Source organism: Corynebacterium sp. PCR 32 (assembly GCF_037464985.1).
GTDB classification, from domain to species: Bacteria; Actinomycetota; Actinomycetes; order Mycobacteriales; family Mycobacteriaceae; genus Corynebacterium; species Corynebacterium kroppenstedtii_D.
On sequence record NZ_JBAHVL010000006.1, the window covers coordinates 150497 to 161886 of the forward strand.

Sequence of the window (11390 nt, forward strand, 5' to 3'; positions counted from 1 at the left end):
TTCTCGCGGTCGTGTTATAGCCGTATGAACACGGGAGGAGAATCTGATGCCAGCGTGGCTCTATGCGCTACTTGCTGCAGGATTTGTGTTGTATACCGATGATTATGTGATTGCTGGGATTCTTCCAGAATTGGCGGCTGATCTGGGTGTGAGTGAATCTCATGCGGGGCAACTTGTTTCTGCATTTTCATTGACGGTCGCGGTTGTCTCGCCGATAGCTGCAGTTGTTGTGGCACGAGTGCCCAGGCGGCGTTTATTCGTGGCAGGGCTGTGTTTGTTTACGTGTGCAAATGGTGTGGCTGTGGTGGTGGCGTCATATCCTTTTTTGCTGGTGTTGAGAGTTTGTGCTGCGGTGGTGGCGGCAGCACTGACTCCTGCTGTGTTCGCTTTTACTGCTGATCATGCTCCCGCGGACAAAACTGGCCGTTACATCGGGATTGTGTCGTTGGGGGTGACAGGCTCGGTTGCTGCCGGAGTTCCGGTGGGCACGTGGATTGGTGGGCATCTGGGGTGGCGTGCATGCTTCGCCGCTGTTGCATTGTTGGGGTTAGCGGTTCTTGTTGCGGTACTGCGTACGCTTCCGTCTGGTGATTGTGGTCAGGAGGTGGTTTCCTTTCGGGATCAGCTTCGGGTGGTGAGGTCTCGGCCTATTTCATGTGGATTGTTGGCGAACTGTGCATTGATGACGGGCTCGATGATGATGTTGACCTACCTTGCCCCCTATCTTGAAGCCACGAGCTCAGGTGGTGTTAATGGGCGCGCCTTGGCATTCAGCGTGTCTGGTGTTGCTGGGGTACTGGGGATGTGGATGGGCGGTATCGTGACCGATCGGTGGGGAGCGGATCGAACGCTGCTCGTCGGCATGATGGGAATCATTGTTGTGATGTTTCTTTTGTGGGGGCTATGGGTGGTCCGTCCGGTTCCGTTTTTGCTCATTGTGGTTATCGTGGCGGTGTGGGGTGGCTTGGCTTTTTGGAATGCTCCAGCTATTCAGGCTCGTTTGTGCATGGTGGCTGGGTCGGTGGCGCCTCAGGCTCTCGCGTTGAATACGTCGGGGACGTATCTTGGTGTATCGATTGGTGCTGCTGTTGGTGGTGTTTCTCTGTCTGCGGGTGGGGTAGGGTCGTTGCCGTTAACAGCTGTTGGTTGGGGGGTGGTTGCTGTCATCATGATGGCAGCTGCGTCCACCTCTGTGGATCGTTGGCCACTGTGATTGTTCCTGTGTGAATGTGGTCGCTTACCTGGCGATTTTGTGAAGGGTAGGTGCTTCACGTAGTCTGTGTGCACCGCTGAAGGCAAATGTCATGCGTATTCGTCGTATGTTATTGTGTCGATGGTGATGTGCTCTCATCGTCTAGTGGCCTAGGACTCCGCCCTTTCACGGCGGCAACACGGGTTCGAACCCCGTTGAGAGTACAAGTTAGACCCCTGCCTGCTCGTTGTCAGGTAGGGGTCTTGTTTTGTTGCCGTCGTGTGCTGTGGTTTCTAGGGATCGCTCTGATGCGGGTGTGTGAACGAATCCCTAGGATCCTGCTTTATTGGTGTAGAGCGTTGATGACGTCGTGCGCGCGCTGGGGGTAGTCGGTGATGAGCCCGTCGACGCCTGCATTATCAATGAAGTATTTCATTGTTGCGGCATCGTTGACTGTCCACGGGAGTACTTTGATGTTCATTCCGTGGGCTTTTTCTACGTATGCGCGGTCAGCAACGGGGTGGAAATCCTTGTTGCCCACTGTGGTGTCGTATGGCTGAGCGTAGCCTGGCGAGGCGAACTGTGCGCCGAGGGCTTGGATTGCTGTGAGCGCGTCGCCGTTGTACTTCTCGTAGCTGTAGCCCGACAGCCAGGGCGAATTTTTCTTCCACGTTGTTTCGTCGTAGAGCGCAGCTAAGGGCACATTGGGGTGGTGCTCTTTCAGGAATTTGAGTGATCGCCAGTCGAAACTCTGAATGGTCACCTTGTCTCGAAGATCGTAGTGGTCGATGACTTCCATGATGGTGGTAACAAACTCTTCGGGTGTGGCAGATTCGTCCCGTTTGTCTGCCTCAATTTTTGTCTCGATGTTGTAGCGAACGTCCGCGCCTTGGTGTTTGACCAGTTCGAAGACCTCGTTGAGGCTGAGGATGTGGTTGTCGGGAGCTACTTTTTGGTCAGGGAAGTCTTTCAGTTTTTTATTGCACGTCAGGGTATTGATTTGATCCCAGGTGAGATCGTGGACGTTTTTTCCAACATAGGGGAATTGGGGGTCGTTTGGCGTGGCGGGGTGGGTGTCGGAGCATTTTTCATCTTTGATCTGCGGATCATGCCATACCGCGGGGATCCCGTCTCTGGTGAGAACGATGTCCATTTCGAGGGTTCGGACACCCTCTTTGATGGCGGTGTGGAATGCTTGTCGCGATTCCTCCGTGTTTTCGCCGCGGCCTCCGCGGTGTGCTTGAAGGTCGAAGCTTGCGAGATCGACGTGGTTTCCGCCGTTGTGGTCGGCGGACGGTGATGCTGTCTCGGATGCTGATGAGCTAGCATGGTTGCCGCTCTTTGGGGGGTGGTTGCATGCGCTGAGCACTCCGACTGTGGCGAGGAGGAGTGCCGCGGTGTAGAGGCGTGTTCGGGGAGGTCTCATGACTCTGTTCCTTGGCTTGTGGGGTGGGTGTTGGCCTTGTTGTGTTGTCTCATCAACAATTTTTCGTGCTTGCCGACGCCGGCAATTAAAGCAATCGCGGCGATTGCGCAGATGAGTAGGAAGATGAATGTGGCATTCCATCCCCAGTGTTTGATGATAAAGCCGATTCCGGTTGAGGCAAGAGTGGCGCCGACGACATATCCCATGAGTCCGGTGAATCCGGCGGCGGTACCAGCGATATTTCGTGGAGCGAGGTCGATGGCCTGGAGGCCGATGAGCATGACAGGGCCGTAGATGAGTCCACCGATCAGGCTGACGAGAAGTAGAGGAATCCACAATGGTGAGTTGTGAGGTACGAGCCAGTAGGCCAGGGTGCAGGCGGCAACTGCGCTGAGGAAAAGGATACCTGTGCTAGTGCGGTAGCCGCGGAAGACCTTGTCGGTGACCCAGCCGCATATAAGTGTGCCTACGATTCCTGCGATCTCGAAGGTGGAGAATCCTGCGATCGATCCGTTGAGGCTGGCGCCGTGAATGTCGTGGAGGTAGACGGGGGTCCAGCTGAGGACGCCGTACCGGAGAACGTAGATGAATATGTTGGCTAACGCCAGGAGCACCATGACTCGGTTGGTGAGGATGTGTCGCCAGATGATGGTGAGTGGTGATTGGCGAGCGATTTCTTTGTTGTCGATAGCGTCGGTTTTGGCTGGGTCGTTTCGGTATTCCTCGATGGGAGGGAGTCCTTCGGACTCAGGAGTATCTCTGATGAGGAGGAAGGCGATGAGGGCAACGATAAGTGACATGATGCCGGGGAGCCAGAAGGCTGATTCCCATTGGCCACCGGTGAGGGATAGGGCCCACGCAATTGACATGCCGACGCCTGCGCCGCCGACGTTGTGGGCGCAGTTCCAGATGGCAGTTTTCCATCCGCGTTCTGTTGTTGAGAACCAGTGGACGAGAGCTCGGCCGGATGGGGGCCATCCCATTCCTTGGAACCATCCGTTGATGAACATCACGAGGGTGAAGATGGCGACGGTGGCGTGGAGTGCTGGGATGGTACCTAGCAAGATGTTGGTGATGCCTGAGAGAGCGAGGCCAAGTGGCATGAAGAGGCGTGCGTTTGCTCGGTCAGAAAGTGTGGCCATCATGAATTTGGATAGGCCGTAGGAAATATATACTGCGTTGGCGATGATGCCGATGGCGACAGTATCGAGGATGCCATCATTTTTGATGAGTGCTGCTACTGGCGAAATGTTGTTTCGTACGAGGTAGAAGCCTGCATAGCCGATGAATATTCCCATGAATACTTGGAGGCGAAGCCGTGGATATTTATGGGCAATGTCGTCTGCGGGGAGCAAGGGTTGTGGCGGAAGTGCGCGGAAGGACAATCGGCGCGCCTTTTTCTCTTGTGACACGCAAAATATTATGCGATAGCGTGATCGATGGAGATATCCTCACCTGGCAAAGGTTTGCATTATACGAGGTCAGGGATCTGTATATATCCCCCGAATGGGTATGGTGGCGTCGATGGGGGTCGACGGTTCCGTAGGTTGTGGAAAGTGTGTCGGTGTGGGTCGCTTGCATTGTTGTCATGTTTCATGAAAATAGGCATTGACGTGGTGATTTGTGGTCATTTATCGTTCTGTGTAGAGTTCTATCTCGTTCGAGCGGCTCCGACAGTGAGTGGCTGAACATCATTGACAATCATTCTTCTGAATGTGTTGATGGCCCTGTGGCGCAGTTGGTTAGCGCGCCGCCCTGTCACGGCGGAGGTCGCGGGTTCAAGTCCCGTCAGGGTCGCAAGAGATCGGCCGGATTTTTAGTCCGGCCGATTTTTGTATTTCTTAAGAAATATTTGAGTACGGAGAGTGCTCGTTGCTGTGAGATGCCGTAGTGCGAGGCAATTCAGTCGTCATGTTCCTCGGCTAGGTTCCCTTAAAACGCTGGCTCTGGGGATATTTGCGTTCTTTCTTGCGATCCAGGTAAAGTATCGTCTCGTGCGTGAAGCCCGGTTAACCTGGGCTGACGTGGTGGCCAGATAGCTCAGTCGGGAGAGCGTTCGCCTGAAAAGTGAAAGGTCGCCGGTTCGATCCCGGCTCTGGCCACATTGACCCCTACTTCATCTGTGTATGAGGTAGGGGTTTTGTTTTGGGTAGGTTATGGCCGGCATGTGGACGTCAAAAGTGGGCGCTGAGCATGCACGGCACAGCCGTGGTGCTGATGCTTGGGGGCTGTGCTTCTAGTGCTCTTCTGAGTCGTGTGTTGTACTTCGGAGGGCGGTATCTGGCTCTGCTACGTAGGTGTCGGGGTCGACAAGTTTGACACATTCGGATCCTTGGCGGTGTCGGCATGTTGCAGGGATTCCGACAGCAATGCAGTCTGCGGGCACGCTTTTGGTGACGACCGCGTTCGCACCTATTGCTGTGTTGGCGCCGATTGTGATGGGGCCAAGTACTTTTGCTCCTGCTCCGACGGTGACATTGTCGCCGAGGGTGGGGTGTCGTTTTGTTTGGGTGAGGACTTGGCCACCGAGTGTGACCCCGTGGTAGAGCATGACTCCGTCGCCAATTTCGGTGGTTTCTCCAATGACGACGCCCATACCGTGATCAATGAAGAATCGTCGTCCGATTGTTGCTCCGGGGTGGATTTCGATTCCTGTGAAGAATCGTGTGATTTGTGACAGTATGCGGGCTGGTCCTTTCCAGCCATGCGTCCACCAACAGTGTGCTACTCGGTATGCCCAAATTGCGTGGAGTCCGGAGTATACGAGGGCGTTTTCGGCATCTCCTCGGGCTGCGGGATCGTGTTCGCGGGCGTTGCGAAGATCCTCTTTGAGAGTTGTCATGATCGAACCGAGCATGTGGAGAACACTACCTGTTGTGTACGAAACGGGCAGATGGTGGCTCCCATCTGCCCGTTGGTATGTGTGGTGGCTGGCTGCGAGTGCGAGTGAGGGGTGGCGCGTCGAGTGGATGTGGTGTTACTCGTCGCGGAGTCCTTCGAACAGGGGAGTGGAGATGTAGCGTTCACCGAAGTCGCAGACGACGGTGACGATGGTTTTTCCTGCGTTTTCTGGTTTTTTCGCTTCTTGGAGAGCAGCCCAGATGTTGCCTCCGGAGGAGATGCCTCCGAGGATGCCTTCTTTGGCGGCTGTTGCTTGCGCTGTGGAGACTGCGTCGTTGAAGCTCACGGTCACGACTTTGTCGAGGATGTCCCGATTGAGGGTTTCGGGGTAGAAGTTGGTTCCGATACCTTGGATTTTGTGGGATCCTGCGCGTCCTTCCGTAAGGAGCGGGGAGTCGGAGGGTTCTACGCCGATGATGGTGACGTCGTTGTTGTGTTCTTTGAGGTAGGCTCCTGCGCCGCTGATCGTTCCTCCGGTGCCGACGCCAGCAACGAAAATATCGACGTTGCCATCTGTGTCGTTCCAGATTTCAGGGCCGGTGGTGTCGTAGTGCTTCGTGGGGTTGGAGGCGTTGGTGAATTGTGAGGCCAAGATGGAGTTGTCGGTGGTATCGGCGAGTTCTTGAGCTTTGTCGACGGCGCCTTGCATGCCTGAGGGGGGCGGGGTGAGGACGAGTTCAGCTCCGAGGGCGCGGAGGATGGCACGCCGTTCCTTTGACATGGATTCTGGCATGGTGAGGATGACTTTGTACCCGCGTGCGGCGCCGACCATAGCGAGGGCGATGCCGGTGTTCCCAGAGGTTGCTTCGATGATTGTGCCGCCTGGTGTGAGTGAACCATCAGCTTCGGCTGCGTCGACGATGGCGGCCCCGATGCGGTCTTTAACGGAGTTTGCGGGGTTGTAATACTCGAGTTTGACAAGGACGGTGGCGTCGAGTCCGTCGGTGAGGGTGTTGAGGCGGACTAGCGGTGTATTACCGACGAGTTCGGAAATATTGTCGTAGATTTTGGGCATGGTGAGCTCTCCATTTCTTGGATGTTTTATTGGTATTGGGTGCTATGGTGTGGCGTGAAATTTCTGTTCTCACGCTGCGGAAATGCCGGGCACAGCAGCCCGACGATCGCAAGTGTACGCTTTCTTCCTCAAAACAAATAGACTGGGCAGTCTATCGTGGAATCTGGATAGTCCTTGTCGTTGGCGCCCCAGGCTGCGGACCCTCGCGCTACCATCGTTGTGACACTCGCCCATTACCTCACACCAGGATGTCGGGTTTTAGCTCTCGTGGAATGTGGGGTGTCGAGATCATATATCGACCGAGGCAAGTCAATGACAAGAATTGAGGATGTAATGAGTACAGCCAGAAGCGATTGCCCAAGTAATAACCAGTCGGTATCCGAGGATGGTCAGGCCGTTGTTGGTGAGGTATCAGGGAACGCCGGGGCGGTCGGCTTTGAGACTGTCGTGGTTGTCCGTGAAGGCAGGGTCGCTACGGTGACGCTGAACCGTCCGGATGCTCTTAATGCGCTCAATGAGGTCTTGGTTCGTGAGTTGGTGGACGCTGTTGAGGTGCTTGACTCGGATCCTTCGGTGGGCGTGATTGTTATTACGGGTTCGGATAAGGCCTTCGCTGCGGGGGCCGATATTAAAGAGATGAGGGAGCGTACTTTTCCGGAGATTCGGAAACAGCGTATGTTTGGCGAGCTTGACCGCCTTCGAGAGGTTGACACTCCCATCATTACTGCAGTCTCGGGCTATGCGCTCGGTGGTGGGTGTGAGTTGGCGATGATCGGGGATATTGTGCTGGCGTCGGAGACGGCCCAGTTTGGTCAGCCGGAAATCACGTTGGGAATAATTCCCGGTTTGGGTGGCACTCAGCGTTTGACGCGCGCTATTGGTAAGGCGAAAGCGATGGACATGGTACTCACTGGTCGTCCCATGCGTGCCGATGAAGCGGAACGTTGTGGGTTGGTGTCGCGTGTGTTCCCTGTTGATTCATTCCGTGATGATGTTGCTGAGGTGGCGGCTACGGTGGCTGGATTCAGTGCGACAGCGCTTCGTGCGGCAGCGAATGCTGTGGATCGTGCGTTTGAAACCTCATTGGCTGAGGGGCTTCGGGCGGAGAGGGAAAGTTTCTATAGTTTGTTTGCGACGGCAGATCAGAAGGAAGGGATGGCGGCATTTGTCGATAAGCGGCAGCCGTTGTGGGAGCACCATGAAAACTGTATCCCTAGTGGTTTGGGCGACGGCCTGGCAGCGGAGGAGTAGTGGCGAGCTGGCAGCGGTTGGTACCCGACATTGTGGTTTGTGGTGTAGGGGCGCTCGTTCATGAATGGTGTCATGGAAGAATTTAAGGTATGAGTGCGTCGAACACGGAGCAACGTGATTGTGCCCAGCCGATTGAGCGCGTGTACGAGATTTGTCGGAGCGAGGAGTTCTTGCTGTATAGCGGCGGAGTCTCGGAACAGGAAGTGGTGATTGTTGACTCACGTTATGAAGAACGTGATGACGGATCGGTGTTCTCGGAGACGACCGCTGAGCGCATGATAAGTCCCCCGGAGGGGGCCGGGCGTGATGCTGAGCCGAAGGCGCTGCGGATGACGCAGGTAAGTACGGTCTTTCCGCTGAAAGAGAACTCGTTTCGTATTGAGAGTGAGGCGTTGTTACCGGGAAATAGCGGGACGGTAAATATTACTTTCCACTATTCAGCATCGAATGAGGGGAGTGACGGGACGGGTTTGCTTTATCAGAGTTGTCATGTTGAGGCGACGGCTGTTGCGAAGTCCCGTATTCCTATGTTTGGGCGGAAACTTGAGAAAAGAATCGTGGCAAGTTTGGGCTCTTCTTTGGATAAAACTATTGACCGGATTAATTCTCTGGTTGCACAGACATGGGGAGAATAACCTTAACAGGCGCACGTGGGGGTGCCATGGAGGAAAACAACGGAACCGTAGGTTTCGATCTTTGGTTTTAGTCCGTTTGGGCCCCCCTTTACGGTGTCCATTGATGTATCGGGGTAAAGGTTTGTGACATTACGTGGCGATGCTCGGCGATCCACCTTTTGTGAGATGGGTTGCGGGTATTGGCAACCCGCCATTGGTTAGAGTTGCTTATAAAATAAGTATAACACCAGGTTAATAGGTGTAAAAATGTTGAGCCTGTGTCGCGGATTCGACCATCCATGGCGGTAGTGCGGGGGTGTCATTACTGAAAAATGTGAGAAAGTTTAGCTATTGCTGTGAGAGAAAATTCACAATTCGATACCTGTGCGTAACCTGGCCACACTACGAAAGGCCTGTTCACGACGGTTGAAGCGGTGTTTAGCCCTCTCATTTGTCACCGAGTGTCATTTTGTAGGCCAATTTCGTGGCTTTATAGTGAAGTTCGAAGCGTGATTTTGCCCCCATCGGGTGTAACCCGGTGGGGGATACAGGAGGGCATTCGTGGACGCACTACGATACAAAGACGATGGTGAGGCCGTTCGGCGAGCACTTGCCTCGTTAAAGAACGCCACCGGGATTCCCGTGACCATGTATGGCGCGATTGAGACAGACAACAGGTTGAAGATCAACGCGTGGGTCGGGCTTCGTACGCCGGCTTTGCACAATCTTACGATCGATGCGGGCACTGGTGTCGGTGGTCGCGTTGTGACTACTCGTCGTCCAGTCGGCGTTAGTGATTACACCCGGGCAAAAGTAATTTCTCACGAGCATGATCGTGCTATTCAGGACGAAGGTTTGCATTCGGTGGTTGCCGTGCCGATCATCGTGTCGCGCGATCTTCGTGGAGTGTTGTATGTGGGGGTCCATTCGCCGGTCCGTTTGGGAGATAAGGTCCTCGAGGAAGTGACCATGACGGCGCGTACGCTGGAGCAGGATTTGGCGATCGGCGACGCTTTTCGTCGTGCTGATCCCAGTCGTGGGGGCGGGGCTAAGACGGGCCGATTGATGAATGGCGCGGAGTGGGAGCAGGTGCGGTCGACTCACTCGAAGCTTCGAATGTTGGCTAATCGTGTTGAATCCGATGACCTTCGCCTCGAGCTTGAGCAGCTGTGTGACCAGATGGTTCAGCCGGTCCGTGTTAAGCAGACGACAAAGCTCTCTGCGCGTGAATTGGATGTTTTGGCGTGTGTAGCGTTGGGGCACACCAATGTTGAGGCTGCCGAAGAAATGGGCATTGGGGCTGAGACAGTCAAGAGTTATTTGCGTTCGGTGATGCGTAAGTTGGGTGCTCACACCCGGTATGAGGCGGTAAATGCTGCTCGTCGTATTGGGGCTCTTCCGTGAGTGTCATTGACTGACACCTGCTTATACTGACAATTGTTCCTTGTGTTTCTCCTGCGTAAATATGTTTGTGCACATTGATCCTCATGCTTGTTTAACCTTGTAGGTGTGAGTGACGTGAAATCCAGGAACGATAGTTTCAAGGTGACTGGCGGAGCCCGGTTGCAAGGGCAGGTGCGTGTCGCGGGGGCGAAGAATAGTGTTTTGAAGTTGATGGGGGCAGCGCTGTTGGCTGAAGGGACAACGGTGCTGACGAATTGTCCAGAGATTGCTGATGTCCCGTATATGGCTGATGTGTTGCGGGGATTGGGTTGTCGAGTGGTGTTAGATGGCTCGACCGTCTACATCACTGTTCCCGAGTCAGTGACGAGTGATGCGGATTTTGACGCTGTGCGTAAGTTTCGTGCGTCGGTCTGTGTGTTGGGGCCGTTGACAGCCCGGAGTCATCGGGCTGTGGTGGCTCTGCCGGGCGGTGATGCCATCGGATCGCGCCCGTTGGATATGCATCAAAGTGGTCTTGAGAAGTTGGGGGCGACCACGAGGATTGAGCATGGTTGTGTGGTGTGTGAGGCTAATAGCTTGCATGGTGCCTCGATCAAGCTTGATTTTCCATCTGTAGGAGCGACGGAAAATATTGTGACCGCGGCGGTTCTCGCGGAGGGGACTACTGTTCTAGATAATGCGGCTCGTGAACCTGAGATTGTGGACTTGTGCGCGATGTTGTCTGAGATGGGCGCCAAGATATCTGGTGCGGGATCGAACACGATTACTGTTGAAGGTGTACGCCGTTTGGATCCGGTGCGTCATGATGTGATTGGTGACCGGATTGTGGCAGGAACGTGGGCTTATGCTGCCGCGATTACCCAGGGAGACATCACTGTCGGTGGTATTGACCCGTCGTCGCTTCATCTCGTATTGGAGAAAATAAAGAGCGCTGGTGCGGAGGTGGAAACCTATGCGACGGGGTTCCGCGTTGTGCAGAATCAGCGTCCGAAGGCCGTTGACTATCAGACGCTTCCCTTCCCTGGTTTCCCGACCGATCTCCAGCCTATGGCGATTGCCTTGTGTGTGGTGTCGGAAGGGACGTCGGTGATTACCGAGAATGTTTTTGAGTCACGCTTCCGATTTGTCGATGAAATGACGCGTCTGGGGGCGGATGCCTATATCGATGGTCATCACGTGATGATTCGCGGTGTGGGGGATTTGTCGTCTGCTCCGGTCTGGAGTTCTGACATTCGGGCTGGAGCTGGGTTGGTCCTTGCTGGTCTCTGTGCGGACGGGACGACTGAGGTGAACGATGTGTATCACATTGATCGTGGGTACCCGGATTTTGTGGAGACGCTGACTGAACTTGGAGCGGGGGTTGAGCGTATTCACCATGATTCGACGGCGGAATGACATGTCTGGGACGGTGACTTGATTGCGTCCCGCAGCCCCCGGGATGGGCTGACAAGAAGCGCCCACCCCTAGGGGGCGCTTCTTGTCGCCTTGGTGTGTCTCGTGCATGTCTGTGTTGGTGTGTGTTTTTGTGGTGTGTGCTGGGGGTTTGTGGTGTGTGGGTGGGGTGTGTAGTGTTTTGTCTCGTCGTTG

The 11390-nt window shown here is 54.8% G+C and carries 9 protein-coding genes and 3 tRNA genes; 8 read left to right on the forward strand and 4 right to left on the reverse strand.

The features are described 5' to 3' along the window. Positions 1 to 46: 46 nt before the first annotated feature. Together V5S80_RS08560 and V5S80_RS08565 are read left to right on the forward strand one after the other, a co-directional pair. Complete coding sequence (locus V5S80_RS08560; protein WP_395170344.1) at positions 47 to 1213, forward strand: MFS transporter; 1167 nt, start codon at positions 47 to 49, stop codon at positions 1211 to 1213. Positions 1214 to 1343: 130 nt separating this feature from the next. Then, positions 1344 to 1416, forward strand: a tRNA-Glu gene (locus V5S80_RS08565). A 119-nt stretch (positions 1417 to 1535) separates the two neighbouring features. Here the strand turns inward: V5S80_RS08565 and V5S80_RS08570 are convergent. After that, positions 1536 to 2618 carry a glycerophosphodiester phosphodiesterase family protein gene (locus V5S80_RS08570; RefSeq protein ID WP_395170345.1) on the reverse strand — a complete coding sequence of 361 codons (1083 nt, stop codon included), beginning with the start codon at positions 2616 to 2618 and terminating at the stop codon, positions 1536 to 1538. Beyond that, positions 2615 to 4030 (reverse strand): MFS transporter, encoded by a 1416-nt coding sequence (locus V5S80_RS08575; protein ID WP_395170346.1) that lies wholly within the window; start codon positions 4028 to 4030, stop codon positions 2615 to 2617. The genes V5S80_RS08570 and V5S80_RS08575 overlap by 4 nt, the downstream gene beginning before the upstream one ends. Before the next feature lie 311 nt (positions 4031 to 4341). Here V5S80_RS08575 and V5S80_RS08580 point away from each other — a divergent pair. After that, positions 4342 to 4415, forward strand: a tRNA-Asp gene (locus V5S80_RS08580). A 232-nt stretch (positions 4416 to 4647) separates the two neighbouring features. Then, positions 4648 to 4720, forward strand: a tRNA-Phe gene (locus tag V5S80_RS08585). 134 nt (positions 4721 to 4854) lie between these two features. Here the strand turns inward: V5S80_RS08585 and epsC are convergent. Further along, positions 4855 to 5475, reverse strand: a complete 621-nt coding sequence (gene epsC / locus V5S80_RS08590; protein WP_395170347.1) for a serine O-acetyltransferase EpsC — start codon at positions 5473 to 5475, stop codon at positions 4855 to 4857. A 120-nt stretch (positions 5476 to 5595) separates the two neighbouring features. Continuing rightward, entirely contained in the window at positions 5596 to 6534 is a 939-nt protein-coding gene (gene cysK / locus V5S80_RS08595; protein WP_395170348.1) for a cysteine synthase A, read from the reverse strand. A gap of 333 nt (positions 6535 to 6867) precedes the next feature. Here cysK and V5S80_RS08600 point away from each other — a divergent pair, with 333 nt between their 5' ends. From V5S80_RS08600 to murA, 4 genes are all read left to right on the forward strand, one after another. Beyond that, entirely contained in the window at positions 6868 to 7785 is a 918-nt protein-coding gene (locus V5S80_RS08600; RefSeq protein WP_395170349.1) for an enoyl-CoA hydratase-related protein, read from the forward strand. Between the two features lie 89 nt (positions 7786 to 7874). Continuing rightward, the gene (locus V5S80_RS08605) at positions 7875 to 8420 is read left to right on the forward strand and encodes a DUF2505 family protein (protein ID WP_395170350.1); all 546 of its coding nucleotides are present in this window, start codon (positions 7875 to 7877) and stop codon (positions 8418 to 8420) included. 540 nt (positions 8421 to 8960) lie between these two features. Then, positions 8961 to 9803: an acetate metabolism transcriptional regulator RamA gene (ramA, locus tag V5S80_RS08610; RefSeq protein WP_395170351.1), complete on the forward strand. Its 843-nt coding sequence runs from the start codon at positions 8961 to 8963 to the stop codon at positions 9801 to 9803. Between the two features lie 114 nt (positions 9804 to 9917). Then, the gene (gene murA / locus V5S80_RS08615) at positions 9918 to 11198 is read left to right on the forward strand and encodes a UDP-N-acetylglucosamine 1-carboxyvinyltransferase (protein ID WP_395170367.1); all 1281 of its coding nucleotides are present in this window, start codon (positions 9918 to 9920) and stop codon (positions 11196 to 11198) included. Positions 11199 to 11390 lie beyond the last annotated feature (192 nt).

What these genes read in the sequence shown, in the direction of transcription:
- V5S80_RS08560 (WP_395170344.1), top strand. Translation starts at nt 47, where the DNA reads ATGCCAGCGTGGCTCTATGCGCTACTTGCTGCAGGATTTGTGTTGTAT.
- V5S80_RS08570 (WP_395170345.1), bottom strand. Translation starts at nt 2,618, where the DNA reads ATGAGACCTCCCCGAACACGCCTCTACACCGCGGCACTCCTCCTCGCC.
- epsC (WP_395170347.1), bottom strand. Translation starts at nt 5,475, where the DNA reads ATGCTCGGTTCGATCATGACAACTCTCAAAGAGGATCTTCGCAACGCC.
- cysK (WP_395170348.1), bottom strand. Translation starts at nt 6,534, where the DNA reads ATGCCCAAAATCTACGACAATATTTCCGAACTCGTCGGTAATACACCG.
- V5S80_RS08600 (WP_395170349.1), top strand. Translation starts at nt 6,868, where the DNA reads ATGAGTACAGCCAGAAGCGATTGCCCAAGTAATAACCAGTCGGTATCC.
- V5S80_RS08605 (WP_395170350.1), top strand. Translation starts at nt 7,875, where the DNA reads ATGAGTGCGTCGAACACGGAGCAACGTGATTGTGCCCAGCCGATTGAG.